Here is an 18,289-nt window from a genome sequence, read left to right on the forward strand (position 1 = left end):
CCGCCACACTTCGATCGAAAGCGAACCATGCCGGCTGCAACATGATGTAGCACGGCGCCGTCTCGCTCGAACCGAAGGTGGCCGCCGATGAAACGCGAAGCGCTCCGCGTCGAACCGATCTCGACGTTTCTCGACCGCTGGAAGGCGCCGACCTCGCCGGTGACGCGCGCCGGCAACATGATCTTCGTCGCCGGCCTGCCGCCGTTCGATCCGGTGACGGGCGAGATCGCCTCCGCGCCGATCGAGCGGCAGAGCGAGCTCGTGATGGAGCAGATGAAGCTGTGCCTTCAGACGGCCGGGGCCTCCCTCGACAACGTCATGAAGTGCAACGTCTACTGCACATCGACGAAGCATTTCGCCGCCTTCAACACCGTCTATGCGCGCTACTTCCCGCTCGATCCGTCGGCGCGGATCTTCGTCTGCACGCCGGAATGGTTCGGTCCCTTCGACGTCGAGATCGACTGCATCGCGATGATGTGAGGGGCGATCCTTTCGCTTCTCCCCGCAAGCGGTAGGGCTATCGCATATGGCGTGAATAATGCTTCGGCATCGGCAGTGGGCTCCCTCTCCCGCTTGCGGGGGAGGGCGGGGGTGGGGGTGCCTCCGCGTCGGGATTGTCGAGAATTGCGGAGGCGATCCCAGTGCGGTGAGAGCCCTCACCCGCCGCGCTCGGGACGATGCTTCGCATCGCCCGGGACGCGTCGGCCTCTCCCGCAAGCGGGAGAGGCGGAGCAAACTCGCGGGTGGTCCCCGCGAAATGCATATGCGATAGCCCTACCGCAAACGGGGCGAGGGAGCGCAGCGTCGGTGTGGCTACCTTTTCGACTAACGCGCCGCCACCTTTGACGACACTTTCGCTTCGGCCTTACCCACCGTCAGTGCCATCGTCGCGACGCTGACGACGCGCGCGACCACGTCCTCGACGTCGTCGAGATCGCATTTGCCTTCCGACAGCTTCGTCAGCCGCTCGCTCTCGCGGATGGTGTGGTGCGCCATCGCGAGCGCGAAGTTCAGGCCCCAGTAGATCTCGACGTCGCTGCGCTCGGGCAGGGATCTGCGCATCGCGCCGACGAATTTGCGCAAATGGTCGATCTCGCGGTTCTTGATACGGCGGATCGGCGGCACGGATTCGATCGAGGCGCGGATCATGAAGCGCGCCGCGGTGGAGCGCTGATTCTCGGGGCCGAGGCAGCCGCGCAAGGTGGGGCCGACGAGCGCGCGCAAAATCACCTCGATCGGCGCGCGCCCGCCGCCTTGTTCCTCTGCCGCCTTCAGTTCGCGCAAGCGCTCGCGATTGGTCGCGATCGAGCGCGTGACGAACAATTCGGCGATCAATTCATCCTTCGAGCCGAAATGATAGTTCACCGCGGCGAGATTGACATTGGCCTCCGCAACGATGTCGCGCAGCGTCACGTCGCCGAAGCCTCGATCGGCGTAGAGCCGTTCGGCGGCGGCGAGAATGGCAGACCTCGTATGATCGCTGGCCATGAGTGCCCTGGATGGGGGGAGTTGCAATTCAAACAGTTGTATGAAACTATCGTTTGAAGGCCGGAAATGTCAATCCGCAATCGGAACTCGTTCGCAACTTGCCATTCTGTCCCGAAGCGGCCGCAACGCACGCGCATTCGCGCTTGCGGGTCGCACGCGGCGGCGGGACAGTCCGGCGCAAGAGATTGTTCAAAGAGCAAGACGAGGAGCGTCCCATGGATTTCGATCTGTCGCCCAAGCAGAAGGAATGGCTCGACCGCGTGCAGTCCTTCATGGCCAAGCACGTGCGCCCGGCGGTGCCGATCTACGACCAGCAGGACAAGAGCGGCGACCGCTGGAAGGTGATCCCGGTCCTGGAAGACCTCAAGAAGAAGGCCAAGGCCGAGGGCCTCTGGAACATGTTCCTGCCGCCGTCGGAGCACGAGGATGACGAATTCCGCGGCGCGGGACTGACCAATCTCGAATACGCGCTGCTCTCGGAAGAGATGGGCCGCATCACCTGGGCCTCGGAGGTGTTCAACTGTTCCGCGCCCGACACCGGCAACATGGAAGTGTTCATCCGTTACGGCTCCAAGGAGCAGAAGCGCAAATGGCTGCGCCCGCTGATGGACGGCGAGATCCGCTCCGCCTTCCTGATGACGGAACCGGCGGTGGCCTCGTCCGACGCCACCAACATCGAGACCCGCATCGAGAAGGACGGCGATCACTACGTCATCAACGGCTGCAAATGGTGGTCGTCCGGCGTCGGCGATCCCCGCTGCAAGATCGCGATCCTGATGGGCAAGACCGATTTCAAGGCGGCCAAGCACCAGCAGCAGTCGCAGATCCTGGTTCCGCTCGACACCCCCGGCATCAAGGTCGAGAAGATGTTGCCCGTGTTCGGTTTTGACGACGCGCCGCACGGCCACGCCCAGGTGCTGCTCGAGAACGTGCGGGTGCCAAAGGAGAACATCCTGCTCGGCGAAGGCCGCGGGTTCGAGATCGCGCAGGGCCGTCTCGGCCCGGGCCGCATTCATCACTGCATGCGCACCATCGGCAAAGCCGAGGAGGCGCTGGAGAAGATGGTGAAGCGGCTCGCCTCGCGCACTGCTTTCGGCAAGAGGATCGTCGAGCACTCGGTGTGGGAGCAGCGCATTGGCGAGGCCCGTACCAACATCGAGATGACGCGTCTCCTGTGCCTCAAGGCGGCGGACATGATGGACAAGGTCGGCAACAAGACCGCGCAGGCCGAGATTGCGATGATCAAGGTCGCAGCCCCCAACATGGCGCTGAAGATCATCGACGAGGCGATCCAGGCCTTTGGCGGCGGCGGCGTCTCGGATGAAGCCGGCCTTGCCAAGGACTACGCCCACATCCGCACGCTGCGGCTCGCCGACGGTCCGGACGAGGTGCACAATCGCGCCATTGCCAGACTTGAACTTCGGAAGTATGCAAACTCTCCAAGTCACTGAACAAGTCATCGAGAGGGAGAGCCGGACGGCGCTTCCGACTTGAAGACACGACAGGGCATGATCCGCGTCGGATGACCGCTTGACGCAAGTGCGCCAGTGGTTACCGATTAGGATCATGCTCGACCTGAAAAGGTCAGGACTGAAGAGGGAGCGTCATCGTGGCTGACGGCGTCAGGAAAGACGAGGAGTTTTCGGGCACCAAGCCGGTCGAGGAGCGGCATCGTTTCGACGAACTGCGGCTCGAGGCCTGGATGCGCGACAACGTCGAAGGCTATGAGGGCCCGCTGGTCGTCCTCCAGTTCAAGGGCGGCCAGTCCAACCCGACCTATCGGCTCGACACGCCGAACCGTTCCTATGTGATGCGCCGAAAGCCGTTCGGCAAATTGCTGCCTTCGGCGCACGCCGTCGATCGCGAATACCGCGTGATTGCAGCCCTTGGAAAACAGGGCTTTCCGGTCGCGCGCGCCTACGCGCTGTGCCAGGACGATAGCGTCATTGGCGCTGCCTTCTACATCATGTCGATGGAGGAGGGCCGGGTGTTCTGGGATCCGACGCTGCCGAGCCAGGATGCCGATGCGCGGCGCAAGATCTTCACCAGCAAGATCGAGACGCTGGCGCAACTCCACATGTTCGATCCCGTTGCGATCGGACTTGGCGACTTCGGCAAGCCCGGCAACTACTTTGCCCGCCAGATCGACCGCTGGACCAAGCAGTACCGCGCCTCCGAGACCCAGCACATTCCGGAGTTCGAGAAGGTCGCCGAATGGCTGCCCAAGACCGTGCCGGAGCAGGCGCGCGTCTCCATCGTCCATGGCGACTATCGTCTCGACAACATGATTTTCCATGCGACGGAACCGCGTGTGCAAGCGGTGCTTGACTGGGAGCTGTCGACGCTCGGCGATCCCATGGCCGACTTCACCTATCTGTTGATGCAGTGGATCATGCCGGGCTTGCACGGCGTCGATCTCAAGGCGCTCAACATCCCGAGCCTGGAAGAGGCCGCGCAGATCTACTGCAACGTCACCAAGATGAACGTGCCGGACCTCAACTGGTATTTCTCCTACAATCTGTTCCGCCTCGCCGGCATCACGCAGGGTATCGCGGGACGCATCCGCGACGGCACCGCCGCCAACGCCAAGGCGCTCGAATCCGCCAAGCGCACCGTGCCGCTGTCGAAGGCATCGTGGGAATACGCACAGAAGGCGGGCGCGGTTTAGGAAGAGCGAAGGCGCGGCCGGTGGCCGCGCTTTTTTGCTTTTGTGATTCGCCGCCCCCCACAAACTCGGTGTCATTGCCCGCGAAAGCGGGCAATCCAGTATTCCAGAGGCAGCAGTGCTTGAGCCGAGAAGCCGCAGCGTACTGGATGCCCCGCTTTCGCGGAGCATGACAGCCGTGATGAGGCGAGCTCGTGCCACTCGTCATTGCGAGCGAAGCGAAGCAATCCAGAGTATCTCCGCAGTAACAGTCTGGATTGCTTCGTCGCAAGAGCTCCTCGCAATGACGAGGAGGTGGGCATCGAGCCCCCTCACTTGCAGCTCCTGTAGGGTGGGCAAAAGCGCGTAGCGCTGTGCCCACCATCTTTCCCCGATCGTGGCGAAAGCGGTGGGCACGCTTCGTTTTGCCCACCCTGTTTCCACAAACTCGGTGTCATTGCCCGCGAAAGCGGGCAATCCAGTATTCCAGAAGCGGCAGTGCTTGAGCCGAGAGGCCGCAGCGTACTGGATGCCCCGGTCAAGCCGGGGCATGACACCGGGTGATGAGGCGAGCTCGTTCCACCGTCATTGCGAGCCACCGTGTCCGCGCGAGTTCTGTGCGTCAAGTTCAGCAAAATTGATCATGGGGTCCGGCCGAGCCATCCCCTCGGAGCCGCCGTCGCTCGCTTGCCCAAAGCGCAGCGTGGCGAGCGACGGCGGCGGAGAGGGGTGGCGTCCATCCCCTTGGTGGGCCTGAGCATCGTCAGGCCGCCTGGCGTAGCGCCTCCTTCTTGTGGTCCTTGAGCAGGTCCATGTTCAGATAGCGATGATCCTCGAGCCAGGCTTCGTGGCGCTCGACGGTCAGCGCCCGCACCAGCCGTAGGCAGCTCTCGGCATTGGGGAAGATTCGCACCACGTAAGTGCGCCGCCGGATCTCCTCGTTGAGCCGTTCGAGCATGTTGGTCGACTTCATGTGCTTGCGGTGCGCCAGTGGCAGGCGGAAGTAGATCAGCGTCTCCTCGATGCTCTCCTCCACCCAGCCGGTGAGCTTCGGATACTTGCCGCTCCATTTGCCAAGCCATTGGGCCAGATCACGCCGGACTTCAGCGAGGTCGCGCCGGTCGTACATCCAGCGCAGCTCCAGCAGGCAATCGTCGTCGACCTTGCGCGGCACATAGTCGAGCGCATTGCGCAGGAAGTGCACATAACAGCGCTGCCAGAACACGCCAGTGAGGACTTCGGGGATCGCCTTCTTCAGGCCCGGATGGTCGTCGGAGATGACGAACTCGACGCCGTGCAGGCCGCGGGCCTTCAGTCCTTCCAAAAACTCCTTCCAGCTCGACCGGCTCTCCCGGTTGGCGAGCTCGACCGCCAGCACCTGGCGCCGGCCCTCCGAGTCGACGCCGATCGCGATCAGCACCGCCTGGCTGGCAATGATGCCGTCCTCGCGGATCCGCTCGTAGCGGGCGTCCAGGATCAGATAGGGGAACGGCTCCTTCAGCTTGCGTTCGCAGAACGCTTTCAGCGACGCATCCAGCCGCTTGTTGATCGCGCTGATCGCCGAGGCCGAGAAGGCATGGCCGACCAGTTCCTCGGTGACCTGCTTCACCTTCCGGGTCGAGACGCCCTGCACGTACATCTCGGCCAACGCCGCCACCAGCGCCTTCTCCGAGCGCTGATAGCGCTCGAACAGCTCGGTCGAGAACCGCCCCTGGCGGTCCTGCGGCACCTTCAACTCGATCTTGCCGACCCGGGTGATCAGCGAGCGCGTGTAGTAGCCGGAGCGGTAGCCAAGCCGGGCTTCGGAGCGCTCGCCTTTCTCCGCACCCAGCGTCTCCGTCATCTCGGCTTCGAGCATGTCCTGCACGGCGGCCTGGATCAGCGGCTTGAGGAACTCCTTGTCCGACGCCAAAAGCTGTTTGACGGCAGAGACATCCGTCCTAATCTTCGTCACGGTCATGGTGGTCCTTGCTCCTCTACGAGCGGTGATTTTCGCAACCACCGGACTTACCATGACCGCTTCAGCCGCTCAGCTTTTGCAGAACCTCCCGCACACTACCTCCGCGCGGAGCGCGGCCCGATGACAGGCTCCGCGCCAGACTATTTCTGCAGTGGCAGTCTGGATTGCTTCGTCGCAAGAGCTCCTCGCAATGACGAGGAGGTGGGCTAACCCCTCACACAATGCGCGATCAGCCTCTCGACAAACCCCGCGCACTTCTCCAGCTCGGCCATCTCGACGAACTCGTCCGGCGTATGCGCCTGTGCGATCGATCCCGGGCCGATCACCACCGAGGGGATGTCGGCCATGCTGGCGAACAGGCTCGCCTCGGTGCCGAAGGCGACCTTGGCGTGGTCGTTGCGCCCGGCGAGGCTCTTGGCCAGCGTGACGATGGCGGCGTCGGCGGCCGTGTCGAGCGCGGGATAGTCGAGGATCTCCTCGAAGTCGATGCCGCAATCCGCATTCTTTGCCTTCATCGCCGGTTCGAGCTCGGCCTTGGCCCAGGCGACGATCGCATCAGTGACCTCTCGCGACTCGGTGATGCCGATGCCGCGACATTCGAACTCGACCGTACAGGCATCAGGCACGATGTTGAGCGCGGCGCCGCCATGCACGATGCTGGTGAGCAGCGTCGAGTGCGGAACGTCGTAGAGGCTGTCCGTTGATCGCGCGGCGGCGAGCTTCACCGCGCGGCGGCGGATCTCGGTGATCAGCTCGGCCGCATATTCGATCGCGTTGACCCCGTCGGGCGCGATCGAGGAGTGGCGGGCGAGGCCGCGAAACGTGGCGCGGACACCGTGCTTGCCCTTGTGGCCGATGATGACCTTCATCTCGGTCGGCTCGCCGATGAAGGCGCCGAGCGGCTTGACCTTCGTCTTGGCGATTTCGCGCAGCATCGGCCGCACGCCGACGCAGCCGATCTCCTCGTCATAGGAGATTGCGAGATGAATTCGGCGTCTTGAGCTTCGCCTCCACCATCTCGGGCACCATCGCGAGGCAGACCGCGACAAAGCCCTTCATGTCGGTGGTGCCGCGGCCGTAGAGCTTGTCGCCACGCTCGACGAGCTTGAACGGATCGTGGCTCCAGTCCTGGCCGACGACGGGCACGACGTCGGTGTGGCCCGATAGCACCAGGCCCGGGCGGTCCTCGGGTCCAATGGTGACCCACAGCGAGGCCTTCTTGCCGGTCTCATCGATGATGCGCTCACCCTTGATGCCGAACGCGGCGAGATAGCTTTCGATATGGGCGATCAGGGGCAGGTTGGTGCGGTCGCTGACGGTGTCGAAAGCAACGAGGTCGGCGAGCAGCTTGCGGATACGGTCGGGTCTTGAGCTCTGCATTTTCAGGATCTTGGTAGGAGATTGCGGAAACCGAGGCGGCTTGCATGAACCATACCAACGTGGTGGCCGGTCGCGCAAATCAACACAGATCCGTAGCCCGGATGGAGCGCAGCGTAATCCGGGACCGCTGTGTCCGCACGGATGGAATCCCGGATTGCGCTGCGCTCCATCCGGGCTACAAGACCTTGCGTTGCCCGTCGGGCAAAACACGCAAACCATGGGTCAATGCGCGGCGGCAAAATATTCCGCTTTACCGAAATTCGGAAATGACGTATGTGTCGCGCAACCCGGCCCAAGGAAGAGGGGCGTATCGCGATCGTCACGAACGCGGTCGGGCGGCGGTGGACGTGGACCATACCGGCGCGAAAGGCTTCGCAGGGCGGGCAACCGTGAGCGAAAGCGTCACGCCAACGACAGGTGCGGTTCGCGTACGGCCAAATCGTGTGGTCCTGGCGCCCGGGGTCTGAGCGCCAAGTCTGGCGGTGATGTCGCGGCCCGACCGGGTCCGCAGCATCAGCCATCCGCAAGGCGACGGGGGCAATAGTGCATCGCTCCCCGGGGAGAGCACGACATAAGCCGTTCCAACCACTGCGCAGGGAAGGCCGGGATGCTTCCGGTTGCCCTGTTTCCCGCTATGCATTGAAGCACACGCAATCTGCTCTCGGCATGGCGGTCCATAGGAGCCAACCGGCTCCCGGTCTTCCCTGCGCCCTCTTTCAATGAGGGTGAGGCATCGAAGCAAAGCTCGGGCGAACAAGCCGCGAGGATGCGAGGGTGTGTCTGCAAATGAAGATTCAAGCTGTAGAAGCGACGCCTACGCCGCTTGCTCCGTCATTGCGAGCGCAGCGAAGCAATCCAGAAATCTATCCGCGGAAAGACTCTGGATTGCTTCGCTGCGCTCGCAATGACGATGTTGGAGCAGTTGTGCGCCAAACCTCGCTCTCGTGCCTGGACGCAGTGCAGCGTCACTACGCGCTGCGTCGCGTCCGGGGCACGAGACCCTGCTAAACCGGCTTGCCCGTATACGGCATCGATGCCGTGAGACCGCCGTCGACCGGGAACGCCTGGCCGTTCACATACGAGGCCTCGTCGCTGGCCAAAAACAGTCCCATCGCTGCGAGCTCATGCGGCTGGCCGGGGCGCTTGAGTGGGTTGAGCTGGCCGATCTTGTCTTGGGTGCCGCGCTCCTTGGCGCGGTCGAAGATCGGTTTGGTCATGCCGGTTTCGATCAGGCCCGGGCACACCGCGTTGATGCGCACGCCAGTGCCGGTGAGCGAATAGGCCGTGGTCTGCACCAGGCTGATCACGCCGGCCTTGCTCGCCGCATAGGGATGGCCGCTGGCGCCGGCCTTGAGACCTGCGACGGACGCCGTCAGCACGATCGCGCCGGACTGCTGCTTGACCATGTGCGGCATGGCGTATTTCACCGCGAGGAACGGCCCGATCAAATTGACGCGCAAAATCTCCTGCCAGTGCTCCACCGTCTGCTCGGCGAGCGGAATGAGCCCGCCGGAGACGCCGGCATTGGCCCAGATCACGTCGAGCCGGCCATGCGTCTTCACCGCCTTGTCGATGACAGCGATCACGTCCTTCTCGGAGCCCGCGTCCGCCACCATGGCTTCCGCGACACCGCCGGCCGCCCTGATCTCTTCGACGGTCTCCTTCACCGCCTCGGTGCGATCGACGGCAATGAGCTTTGCGCCTTCCCTGGTGAACAGCAGCGCTGCGGCGCGGCCGATGCCGCTGCCGGCGCCGGTGATGATGACGGATTTGCCTTGCAGGCGGCCCATGCGCTTCTCCCTTTGGTTCGCATCGCGGCCCTTGCCGCGCGACGGAATTTCAAACAAGATTTCAAACGGTAAAGTGTCTTGAGACACGTTCGCTACTGACGTACAGCGACATCACACGGGATGGAAGGGTTTCGATGGCAGGCGCAGACAAGCCGAATGTGGTCATGACACGATGGTGGTGGGTCCGGCACGCGCCAGTGCGCAATGACGGCGGCAACATCTACGGACAATCCGACATCGCCTGCGACACCAGCGACACCTATGTGTTCAACGCTGTTGCCAAGGTGCTGCCACGCAAGGCGGTCTGGTATTCGAGCAATCTGAGGCGCACACATCAGACGGCCGAAGCGATCTGGGCGGCCGGCTTTCCGCGGCCTGCGGCGATGAAATGGGAAGCGGATCTCGCCGAGCAGAATCTCGGCCGCTGGCAGGGTATGAACCGCGCCGAGTTCATCGCGAGCCGCCCCGTCGGCACCAGCTGGTTCGCCGACATCAACGAGCCCGCGCCCGGCGGCGAAAGCTTCATGGACCTCTACAACCGCACGCGCCGCACCATCGAACGGATCAATGTGGAAGCGGCCGGGCAGGACATCATCGCGGTCGCGCATGGCGGCACCATCAAGGCGGCAGTCGGCCTCGCGCTCGGTGACTTGCCGGAGCAGGGGCTCGCATTCGACATCGACAATGTGTCGGTGACGCGGCTCGATCATTTCGCAAGCCGGGAGCGCACGGTCTGGCGGTTGCCGATGGTGAACCAGCAGCCGTGGATCGCCGACGCTGCGCACGCAGCGATGCACCAGCCTGCGGGACCGGAAGTCAAGAAGCTTGCTTGAGCCATTGTCCGGCCGCGCGCCTGCGGCGCAAGGTTCAAGCCAATTGATCATACTCTGGGAGATGAAACATGACCTTGTTCGACATGAAGGGGAAAGTTGCCGTCATCACCGGCTCGACGCGCGGCATCGGGCTCGCGATCGCCGAGCGCATGGCCGAGCACGGCGCCAAGGTGGTGATCTCCTCGCGCAAGGCCGACGTCTGCGAGCAGGTTGCGAAGGGCATCAACGACAGATTCGGCAAGGGCACCGCGGTCGCGATCGCCGCGAACATCTCGTCGAAAGAGAATCTGCAAAACCTCGTCGACGAGAGCAACCGCGCCTTCGGCAAGATCGACGTGCTGGTCTGCAACGCCGCGTCGAACCCGTATTACGGCCCGCTCGCCGGCATCTCCGACGATCAGTTCAGAAAAATCCTCGACAACAACATCGTCGCCAACAATTGGCTGATCTCGATGGTGGTGCCGCAGATGATCGAGCGCAAGGACGGCTCGATCATCATCGTCTCGTCGATCGGCGGCCTCAAGGGCTCGACCATCCTCGGTGCGTACGCGATCTCGAAAGCCGCCGACATGCAGCTCGCGCGCAACCTCGCCTGCGAATACGGCAAGGACAATATCCGCGTGAACTGCATCGCGCCCGGCCTGATCAAGACCGACTTTGCCAAGGCGCTGTGGGACAATCCGGAGAACCTGAAGGCCTCAACCTCGCGCTCGCCGCTCTTGCGCATCGGCATCCCCGACGAGATCGCGGGCGCGGCGGTGTTCCTGGGTTCGAAGGCCGGTGACTTCATGACCGGCCAGACCATGGTGATCGACGGCGGCGCGACGATCAGTTGAGCGCTGGCGATTAGCTGACGCGCAGCTCGGGGAAGGGGCAAATGCGTGCCCCACCATCGGTGTCATCGCCCGCGAAAGCGGGCGATCCAGTATTCCAGAGGCCTTCGTCGAAGAGCCCGCTCTCACCACATCCGCCGCGGAGTACTGGATGCCCCGCCTTCGCGGGGCATGACAGTGAGTGTGGGGAGGCTGCGTCGGCACCCGCGATACTAAGCTTCGCCTCACTCCACCGCCGCGTAAACCAGATCCCGCACCAGCGTGCGCGTGTAGTCGCGCTGGCCCGGGCCCTGGCTCATGAACACCGCGAACAGATCCTCCTTCGGATCGATCCAGAAGAACGTGCCGGCAATGCCGCTCCAGAAATACTGGCCGACGCTGCCGGGGAAGGGCGCGATACCCGGCTCGCGCCGCACAGCAAAGCCGAGGCCAAAACCGTGGCCGGGCGACAGCAGCGTGCCATTTGTGACAACGTGCGGCCCGAGATGATCGGACGCCATCAGCTCCAGCGTCTTGCGGCCGATGATCCTGTTGCCGCCGAGCGTGCCGCCATTGCGCAGCATCAGGCAAAAGCGGGCATAATCCATCGTGGTCGAGACCAGCCCGCCGCCGCCGGATTCCATCACCGGCCGTTCCAGCATGTTGAAGAGCGCGACCTTGTCGCCGGTCCAGGGATCGGCCGCGAACGGTTCGGCGAGCCGGCCGGCATTGGCCTCGGCTGTTGCAAAACCGGTCTCGGCCATCTGCAACGGCGCGAGGATGCGCTCGGCGAGGAACGCGCCGAGCGGCTTGCCGCTGACGACCTCGATGATGCGGCCGAGGATGTCGGTGGAGCGGCTGTAGTTAAACTCGTCGCCGGGATGGCAGACCAGCGGGAAGCTCGCCACCAGCGCGGCGTGCTCAGCATTGGTGATCTTGCGGCTGCGGACGCGGGACTCCTGATAGAGCTTGTGCACGGGGCCGTCGCCCTGGTGCTCGTAGGTCAGGCCCGAGGTGTGACGGAGTAGGTCCTGCACCGTCATTGGCCGCTTGGGCGGAACCAGGTCCAGCTTGCCGCCAGTGACCACGCCGACCTTTTGCTCGGCAAACTCCGGAATGAACTTGGCGACCGCGTCGCTGAGAAGGAGATGGCCGTCTTCGACCAGCGCCATGATGCCGACCGAGACAATGGGCTTGGTCATCGAGAAGATCCGGAAGATCGAATCGCGCGTCATCGGCGCGGCTCCCGTCGGGCTCTGCCGTCCCAGTGCCTCGAACCAGCCGATTTGGCCGCGGCGGGCGACCAGCACGGTGACGCCGGGAACAGTGCCCTTGTCGATCTCGCGCTCGAAGGCGTCCGACATGGCCTGGAGGCGGGGACGCGACAGCCCGAGCGTCTCGGGGCGGGCTTCCGGCAAAGGCGGGGTCTGCGGCGCGATCGTGGCCTGTGGGGCGGCTGTAGCGGTCGCTGTGGCGGTCATGGGCACTCCCGGTTGCTCTTGATTATCGGGAACGGACTGTGGCGCAAAAACCCCGGTACAAACAAGCGAAGCTGGCGCGGTTCACCCTTGCAAACCGGCCGTCCCCTGTGCTTGAAAGCGGCCCTGATCCTAAGGCGACGCAGGGTCTGTAGGAGTGTAGCTCAATTGGTAGAGCACCGGTCTCCAAAACCGGGGGTCGCAGGTTCGAGCCCTGCCACTCCTGCCAGCAAAATCAATCACTTAGATCAGATGCTGACGGGATAGGGACGCGAGGGTCCCTGTTTGCGAATCACGATAGGCGAGTGGCCTTGCGCCAACGCTAGCGCGCCGGGGTCCGTTCGGCTTGAGCGGGGACTTGGCTGCGATCGACGTCGCGGATCGGAACGCGGCGCAGCAGCGAGACGATGGTGCCGCCGAGCTCGAAATAGGTGCGCAGCCGCAGTGCGCGGGAAGATCCCTTGAGCTCCGCATTCAGGCTGACCGGCACCTGCACGTAGGTGAGGCCGAGCTGGAGCAGCGAGATCAGTGCACAGATCTGATAGCCGTAGCCGTCGGCCTTGACTGCGATCTGGCGCAGCCATTTGACGGGGTAGACGATCATGCTGTGGTAGTCGGACAGCCAGAAGCCGAACAAGCAGTTCAGGATGAACCGCAGCGAATGCGACTGGATCGAGCGGTTGACGGAGCGGTCTGACTGGTTGTCGCGATAGGTGATGACAATGTCGGCGGCGCCCGCCGCCTTGAACATCCTGGCGATGCCCTCGTTTTGAAAGGCGTGATCGCCGGGAATGAGGGTGATGGCATCGAATTTCGCGCGCGAGAGGGCGTATTCGAAGCCGGCACCCACGCCCCGCCGTTCGGGGTTGTGATGCACGATGATGCGCGGCTCGCCGGCCGCGAACTCGTCCATGATCGTGCCGGTGGCGTCGGTGCTACCGTCGTCGATCAGGAAGATCTCGAAATCGTCAAGCAGATCGCGGGCGAGTGGGAGCACGCCGTCGATGGTGTCGGCGATCTTGTCCTGCTCGTTCAGCGCAGGGATGACGATCGTAAGCCTTTTTGCCGCTCTGGAAGGTGTCATCGCATGCTGCCGTTGCCGGCCACCCTATACCGTTGGGACCCCCGATTCACGCTAGGTGATCTCTGCCGGGAGAACAAGACGGACCCCGCCATTCAAGCCGGCACAAGTGAAACGAAGCCCGTGATGTGTGTGTTCCGTGCAACTAATCGGAAAAATCGTAAAGGCCGGTATCGCCGATGCCGAAGGTTTGGCGTAGCCGTCCGATGCGGCCCGCCATGTTCCGGCCTGCCGCGGTCGGCGCAAAGTGAGCGCCGGTCTGTTCGACCAAGTCGCCGTCCATCAGGGTCCGGATGCGTCCCTCGAACAGATCTGGAACCTGCCGTTCGAGGATTTCGACAAGCGGAGCGCTGCCCTCAGGCCGGTCGACGAGACCGAGCAGGATGTCGAGCGAAACCGATTTGAACACTGCCCCAAAGGCGAACACATAGGCCATGACGCAAAACCCGAAAATCGAGGCGGCGTCCCAGTACTGGAATTGCGGGACGACGAGCATACCGAGCATCACGCCGAAGCCATGCGAGACGACCGCGGCGATCGCGAGCAGCATCACGGATGAAAGCGACCATGCGAAAGCGCGCGCCATGAGCTGCAGGGCAGGCGACAGCACGGCGAAGGCGAGGACGGCGATCAGTCCGACAACATAGGACATCGTGCCGCTCACCCAAGGCCCGTCGACAGACGAACCAGTTTGACGAGATGCGCGACCGCCACCCCCTTGGATGTCGGCGCCAGCCTGCCGTCTGCCGTCGTCACCAGCCTCGAACCGATCAGGAGTTTCAGGCGATTATGCGTGAAGGTGCCGAGATCGCCGCCCTGCATGTAGGCTGCGGCCCATTGCTCCAGCGTGAGAGGACGTCCAGTCTTGACCAGTGCCGTGAGCAACGTCAGCGTAAAGCCCCATGCCAGCAGGCTGAACAGGACGTAGCAAAGCATCATCGCCGTCGCCAACAGGAAGAGACCGCTGAGCACCTCGTCGAAATGGCGTTGACCGGGAAGCACGATGCAGGCGAGCACGTAAAGGACGATGACGCTGACGCAGCCCAGCCGAAAGCGGCGACCGGATCCGCCTGTGGCAGCGATGCGCGCATAGCCCAGCAGTAGAAGTGGGAAGGCGATGCTGAGACAGATCGCAGCGGCTTGCGCCGGGCCCGGTAGCATGTTCATTGCGGAAATCGCCTCGGATGCCTCGGTGCTGCCCGACCAGTCGGGTGTCTATAGGAGGTGGCATTTTAGGGGTCAATGACCAATCGGGAGCCCGTCATCCGCCGCTCGATCGCTCGAAAGTTGATGCAGGGCCTACCCGCTGACCGGCCGATTCCAGATCGTCTCCGCAAGCGCGATGTCGGTGACGGAATCCTCGCCGGGAGCCAACGGCTTTCCCTGTCCGACGATAGCGGCGGCGAAAGCGTCGGCCTGACGCCGAAACGCCCAGCTCCCTTCGCGCGGCAGCCGCGTGCGTTGTCCGCCCTGGTCGAGGATGACCTCCGCCTCCTGCTCGGCAAAAGGTGGAGGCAGTTCGATCGTCAGTGTGCCGCGCTCGAAATCGATCGTCAGTCCCTCGCGCCAGGCGCCTTTGGACCCGTTCACGAGCTGCAGGGCGCAGGCGACGCCGTCGAAGTCTAGCGTCAGGGTCGCAGCGCCAGAAGTTTCGACGGCGCTTTCGGCGACTGTCGGCGATGATCCGAGCATGTAGCGAGCAAGATTAATGATATGGCTGAACACGTTCAGAAAATTGTCGTAGCCGGGGCGCAATGCCTGCGGCATCCAGTCGGGGCCATCCTGCCAGAGTTCGAGTCCGTCCGGCCGGGCCTCTCCGGTCATGACGAAATTGTCGTGCGACCGCCCGGTGTTTCCGCCGAAGCACCAGCCTTTTGCCCCGACGACGCGTCCGAGCGAGCCGTCAGCGCGGATGCGCGCCAGCTCGACCAGCGCGCGCGCCACGCCGGCGTCGTGACGTTTCATGTAGCCGACGCTGTAGACGCGGCGCTGTCGCTGCGCGGCTTCGACTAGCGACGCTGCCTGAACCGTCGTATAGGCCATCGGCTTCTCCGACAGCACGTGCCGGCCGCTGTTCAGCGCGTCCATCACGATCGGGCCGGTGGCACGACGTTTCGTCACGACGACGACGGCAGAGACCTCGCTGTCCGCGAGCAACTCCCGGTGCGTGCCGTAAATTCGCGCGACGCCGAATTTCTGCGCCGCTGCGGCCGCCAGATCAGGCCGGAGATCGGCAATCGCGACGACGCGGCAGGCGGGGTTGGCAGCGAAATTGGCGAGGTGGCACATCTGGCCGACCATGCCCGTTCCGATGATGCCAATCCCTGGCTTCATTTGCTACGATCCCTCGAAGCGCTTTCGGACGACGAGGAAGTGCGCCGGCTGACCCCAGGTGTTGATGAACGCCGGGTCTGATTGGGTGAGGGCGGTGACCGCGGACGCATCCCGTCGCCCGATCGCGGCAAAGATACGATGGAAACTGTCGAGCGTCGCAATGATGGCTTCGATGTCGGCAGCATCGTCGGCGAGAATGTCCGTTGTCTGTATCGTCTCGCGCAACCAAGCGAGGCTGGAGATCACCCGGGGCAGGCTGGCGCCGAAGGGATCGTCGATCATCCCGTCGACATCGCGAACCAGCGCTTCGATCGATGCCGAGATCGCGTCGACGGCTTCGATGTTGCCGACCAGATAGAGCTTCCGTCCGCCGAGGAAGCTCAGACGGCTGCGGCCGAGATGGCGCGCTGCGCGCCGCAGCTTCTCGTCGTCGGACAAGACCTTCTTGTGCCAGTAGACGTCAAGGCTGTCGCGATAGGCCGGCCATGCCGAATGGATGTCGAAGCCCTGCTCATGCGCCGCCGTGCATAAGGCTCTAGCGTCGAGGAAGTACCGGTGTCGGACGAAGGGATTTTCGAGCACGTCCATCAGCCAGGAGTCGAAGCTGCGGGTGTGCGGAATGCTGTTCCATTTCGCGTCGAACAGCGTCTTCGCGGTCTCCAGCGCAGGGCGACCCGTCAATGCCTTGCCGGCCGCATGGATCGCCTTGAGCGCGAGCTCGAAGAAGCCGCCGTAACGTTCGTAGTAGGAAACGACGGCGTGACCGTCGGGATTGAGCAGCCGGTGGAAGATGCGTAGCCAATTTTCGGTCGGCTGCACCGTGTAGATGAATCCTTCGGCATCGATGATGTCGAAGCGACGATCGCTGCGAAATCCCTCGACATCGGACGCTACGAGTTCACGCAGGCGGTCCGCCCGGCTGAATTGCGCGAAATATGCCTGAATTTTTTCGTGGGCGAGACGGTTTGGCTCGGCGAGCGTCATGTTCGCGCCCCAGCCGGCAAACACCAGGGCATTCTCGCCGGAATCAGGACCGAATTCGAGCACCTCGGCACCGCGGAACAGCCGCGGCGACAGCGCCAATTTGTCCGAAAACAGTTCGCGCCGCTGACCGGCATAGGCCCCAAGCTCAGCGGACGATTTGAAATTCCCGAACGTCGGCAGAACGCTCTGGCGTTCGTAGTAGTTGAAGAGCTTGTCCTCAGCCATGCGGCGACCCTGCAACCGCCTCGAGGCGATCGAGCTCGCTCCAGATGTCGGAGGGCGCGAAGATCGAAACGATGTGCAGCGGGCGCTTCACATTCTCGCGCAGCCGGCTGCTGACCTTGGCTTCGTTCTCCTGGTTCACGGCGAGAAGGCAGACAAGCGGATCCGGCTTTCCGGTGAGGTCCTCAGGCGAACGGATCGGAATGCCGGTGCCAGGCAGGAACAGGCCCTGGCGCTCTTTCTGATCGTCGACCGAGAGATCGACGAGATCCGTCAGCTCGTGGGCATTGGTGAAGGTGCAGGCGCGACAGCCTGCGCCATAGATGGCGATCTCGGCACCATTGGCACGGGCCTTGGCGAGGATCGGACGAAGCCGTGCGCCATATTCTCGCGCGCGCTGACCGAATTTTTCGCCGACGCCAGATGGCGCAGGAGGCACTGTCACGTCGCGCGCGGCTCGGCGGGCTGCGATCGCGAGGCTGCCGCCGCTGAAATTGTATTTCTTCACGGACAGCGCCTCGAAGCCGTGGCGTGCCAGTAGGGCGAGCAGGGTCGGTTCGGTGAAATAGCTGACGTGCTCCTCCCAGAGGACGGAGAGGTCGCCCGCCGTCGAGCCGGGGGCGAAATCGGGCACGTCGATGAACAGCAGGCCATCGTCGCGCAGCGCGATCTTCACGCAGTCGAAGAAGTTCTCGAAGTCGACGATGTGCTCCAGCACCTGGCGCGAGACCACCAGATCAAACTTGCCGGCCTGCGCGACCGCATCGTGGCACAGTGCCGGGCTGATCATGTCGGCATAAACCTTGATGCCGCGCTCGCGGGCGATCTTGCCCGATACGGGGTTGGGCTCGACGCCCACCAGGACTTTCGCGCCGCGCTCGCGCAGCTTGTCCATGAACAGGCCGTCGTTGCATCCGATCTCGAACACCGATTGAGGGCTCGAGAACTTCGCGATGGTATCGAGCTCGTCCACCTGGTGCGGTTCCGGCTTCCAGCTGCTGAAATTGTAATTGAACTGGCGATACAGGATATCGGGATCGATCGGCTTGACGATCTGCGGCAGGCCGCAATCGCCGCAGGCCAGCACCTCGAACGGATACCGTTCCTCCTGCTCGTTTCGGCTATGGCGCAGCCGATGCGCGATCGGCATCTGTCCGAGATCGATGACCGATCGCAGGTTGGTCGAATGGCAGAGGCGGCAATGGTCGGTCACTGATTATTCTCGCATTTGGGCAGGTCTGACGAGGCGACCTTCAATGAAACCGGCGCGGTCGGCAACGAGA

16 protein-coding genes, 1 tRNA gene and 1 pseudogene are annotated in these 18,289 nt (G+C 63.4%); 7 read left to right on the top strand and 11 right to left on the bottom strand.

Annotated elements, in window-relative coordinates:
- The first annotated feature begins 87 nt into the window (after positions 1-87).
- Complete coding sequence (locus ACSKB8_RS26605) at positions 88-480, top strand: RidA family protein (protein ID WP_438107442.1); 393 nt, start codon at positions 88-90, stop codon at positions 478-480.
- Between the two features lie 345 nt (positions 481-825).
- On the opposite strand, the gene ACSKB8_RS26610 is transcribed toward ACSKB8_RS26605, so the two are convergent.
- Entirely contained in the window at positions 826-1,488 is a 663-nt protein-coding gene (locus ACSKB8_RS26610; RefSeq protein WP_438107444.1) for a TetR/AcrR family transcriptional regulator, read from the bottom strand.
- A gap of 215 nt (positions 1,489-1,703) precedes the next feature.
- Here ACSKB8_RS26610 and ACSKB8_RS26615 point away from each other — a divergent pair, with 215 nt between their 5' ends.
- Both ACSKB8_RS26615 and ACSKB8_RS26620 read left to right on the top strand, forming a co-directional pair.
- A complete protein-coding gene (locus tag ACSKB8_RS26615; RefSeq protein ID WP_438107446.1) occupies positions 1,704-2,939 on the top strand; it encodes an acyl-CoA dehydrogenase family protein in 1,236 nt (411 codons plus the stop codon).
- 158 nt (positions 2,940-3,097) lie between these two features.
- Entirely contained in the window at positions 3,098-4,156 is a 1,059-nt protein-coding gene (locus ACSKB8_RS26620; RefSeq protein ID WP_438107448.1) for a phosphotransferase family protein, read from the top strand.
- A gap of 739 nt (positions 4,157-4,895) precedes the next feature.
- Here ACSKB8_RS26620 and ACSKB8_RS26625 read toward each other — a convergent pair.
- On the bottom strand, positions 4,896-6,092 hold the full coding sequence (locus ACSKB8_RS26625) for an IS256 family transposase (protein WP_438107450.1): 1,197 nt from the start codon (positions 6,090-6,092) through the stop codon (positions 4,896-4,898).
- A 206-nt stretch (positions 6,093-6,298) separates the two neighbouring features.
- A pseudogene (gene argE, locus ACSKB8_RS26630) lies at positions 6,299-7,472 on the bottom strand (acetylornithine deacetylase).
- Between the two features lie 44 nt (positions 7,473-7,516).
- Here argE and ACSKB8_RS26635 point away from each other — a divergent pair.
- Positions 7,517-7,939 carry a hypothetical protein gene (locus ACSKB8_RS26635; protein ID WP_438107452.1) on the top strand — a complete coding sequence of 141 codons (423 nt, stop codon included), beginning with the start codon at positions 7,517-7,519 and terminating at the stop codon, positions 7,937-7,939.
- A gap of 537 nt (positions 7,940-8,476) precedes the next feature.
- Here the strand turns inward: ACSKB8_RS26635 and ACSKB8_RS26640 are convergent.
- Positions 8,477-9,262 carry an SDR family NAD(P)-dependent oxidoreductase gene (locus tag ACSKB8_RS26640; RefSeq protein WP_438107454.1) on the bottom strand — a complete coding sequence of 262 codons (786 nt, stop codon included), beginning with the start codon at positions 9,260-9,262 and terminating at the stop codon, positions 8,477-8,479.
- Between the two features lie 134 nt (positions 9,263-9,396).
- Between ACSKB8_RS26640 and ACSKB8_RS26645 the strand changes: the two genes are divergently transcribed.
- Positions 9,397-10,095 carry a histidine phosphatase family protein gene (locus ACSKB8_RS26645; protein ID WP_438107456.1) on the top strand — a complete coding sequence of 233 codons (699 nt, stop codon included), beginning with the start codon at positions 9,397-9,399 and terminating at the stop codon, positions 10,093-10,095.
- A gap of 68 nt (positions 10,096-10,163) precedes the next feature.
- Positions 10,164-10,931 carry an SDR family NAD(P)-dependent oxidoreductase gene (locus ACSKB8_RS26650; RefSeq protein WP_091894773.1) on the top strand — a complete coding sequence of 256 codons (768 nt, stop codon included), beginning with the start codon at positions 10,164-10,166 and terminating at the stop codon, positions 10,929-10,931.
- A gap of 221 nt (positions 10,932-11,152) precedes the next feature.
- Here the strand turns inward: ACSKB8_RS26650 and ACSKB8_RS26655 are convergent, their stop codons facing one another.
- On the bottom strand, positions 11,153-12,388 hold the full coding sequence (locus tag ACSKB8_RS26655; RefSeq protein ID WP_438107458.1) for a serine hydrolase domain-containing protein: 1,236 nt from the start codon (positions 12,386-12,388) through the stop codon (positions 11,153-11,155).
- A 150-nt stretch (positions 12,389-12,538) separates the two neighbouring features.
- On the opposite strand from ACSKB8_RS26655, the gene ACSKB8_RS26660 reads away from it, so the two are divergent.
- Positions 12,539-12,614, top strand: a tRNA-Trp gene (locus ACSKB8_RS26660).
- Between the two features lie 93 nt (positions 12,615-12,707).
- On the opposite strand, the gene ACSKB8_RS26665 is transcribed toward ACSKB8_RS26660, so the two are convergent.
- The 6 genes from ACSKB8_RS26665 to ACSKB8_RS26690 form a co-directional block, all read right to left on the bottom strand.
- Positions 12,708-13,469, bottom strand: coding sequence for a glycosyltransferase family 2 protein (locus ACSKB8_RS26665; protein WP_438107459.1), 762 nt, complete (start codon positions 13,467-13,469; stop codon positions 12,708-12,710).
- A 142-nt stretch (positions 13,470-13,611) separates the two neighbouring features.
- Positions 13,612-14,118, bottom strand: coding sequence for a hypothetical protein (locus tag ACSKB8_RS26670; RefSeq protein ID WP_438107461.1), 507 nt, complete (start codon positions 14,116-14,118; stop codon positions 13,612-13,614).
- Between the two features lie 8 nt (positions 14,119-14,126).
- The gene (locus tag ACSKB8_RS26675; RefSeq protein WP_370985612.1) at positions 14,127-14,633 is read right to left on the bottom strand and encodes a hypothetical protein; all 507 of its coding nucleotides are present in this window, start codon (positions 14,631-14,633) and stop codon (positions 14,127-14,129) included.
- Positions 14,634-14,765: 132 nt separating this feature from the next.
- Positions 14,766-15,800, bottom strand: coding sequence for a Gfo/Idh/MocA family protein (locus ACSKB8_RS26680; protein ID WP_438107463.1), 1,035 nt, complete (start codon positions 15,798-15,800; stop codon positions 14,766-14,768).
- A gap of 3 nt (positions 15,801-15,803) precedes the next feature.
- Positions 15,804-17,009, bottom strand: a complete 1,206-nt coding sequence (locus tag ACSKB8_RS26685) for a class I SAM-dependent methyltransferase (protein ID WP_438107465.1) — start codon at positions 17,007-17,009, stop codon at positions 15,804-15,806.
- Positions 17,002-18,219, bottom strand: coding sequence for a class I SAM-dependent methyltransferase (locus tag ACSKB8_RS26690; RefSeq protein WP_438107467.1), 1,218 nt, complete (start codon positions 18,217-18,219; stop codon positions 17,002-17,004). Before ACSKB8_RS26690 ends, ACSKB8_RS26685 begins: the two co-directional genes overlap by 8 nt.
- Positions 18,220-18,289 lie beyond the last annotated feature (70 nt).

It is taken from the genome of Bradyrhizobium sp. BR 1432 (assembly GCF_051547705.1).
Classification (GTDB): domain Bacteria; phylum Pseudomonadota; class Alphaproteobacteria; order Rhizobiales; family Xanthobacteraceae; genus Bradyrhizobium; species Bradyrhizobium zhanjiangense.

Bases quoted from the DNA above. Each gene is read 5' to 3' on its own strand.
- ACSKB8_RS26605 (WP_438107442.1), top strand. From the start codon at position 88: ATGAAACGCGAAGCGCTCCGCGTCGAACCGATCTCGACGTTTCTCGAC.
- ACSKB8_RS26610 (WP_438107444.1), bottom strand. From the start codon at position 1,488: ATGGCCAGCGATCATACGAGGTCTGCCATTCTCGCCGCCGCCGAACGG.
- ACSKB8_RS26615 (WP_438107446.1), top strand. From the start codon at position 1,704: ATGGATTTCGATCTGTCGCCCAAGCAGAAGGAATGGCTCGACCGCGTG.
- ACSKB8_RS26625 (WP_438107450.1), bottom strand. From the start codon at position 6,092: ATGACCGTGACGAAGATTAGGACGGATGTCTCTGCCGTCAAACAGCTT.
- ACSKB8_RS26635 (WP_438107452.1), top strand. From the start codon at position 7,517: ATGAACCATACCAACGTGGTGGCCGGTCGCGCAAATCAACACAGATCC.
- ACSKB8_RS26640 (WP_438107454.1), bottom strand. From the start codon at position 9,262: ATGGGCCGCCTGCAAGGCAAATCCGTCATCATCACCGGCGCCGGCAGC.
- ACSKB8_RS26645 (WP_438107456.1), top strand. From the start codon at position 9,397: ATGGCAGGCGCAGACAAGCCGAATGTGGTCATGACACGATGGTGGTGG.
- ACSKB8_RS26650 (WP_091894773.1), top strand. From the start codon at position 10,164: ATGACCTTGTTCGACATGAAGGGGAAAGTTGCCGTCATCACCGGCTCG.
- ACSKB8_RS26655 (WP_438107458.1), bottom strand. From the start codon at position 12,388: ATGACCGCCACAGCGACCGCTACAGCCGCCCCACAGGCCACGATCGCG.
- ACSKB8_RS26665 (WP_438107459.1), bottom strand. From the start codon at position 13,469: ATGACACCTTCCAGAGCGGCAAAAAGGCTTACGATCGTCATCCCTGCG.
- ACSKB8_RS26670 (WP_438107461.1), bottom strand. From the start codon at position 14,118: ATGTCCTATGTTGTCGGACTGATCGCCGTCCTCGCCTTCGCCGTGCTG.
- ACSKB8_RS26675 (WP_370985612.1), bottom strand. From the start codon at position 14,633: ATGAACATGCTACCGGGCCCGGCGCAAGCCGCTGCGATCTGTCTCAGC.
- ACSKB8_RS26680 (WP_438107463.1), bottom strand. From the start codon at position 15,800: ATGAAGCCAGGGATTGGCATCATCGGAACGGGCATGGTCGGCCAGATG.
- ACSKB8_RS26685 (WP_438107465.1), bottom strand. From the start codon at position 17,009: ATGGCTGAGGACAAGCTCTTCAACTACTACGAACGCCAGAGCGTTCTG.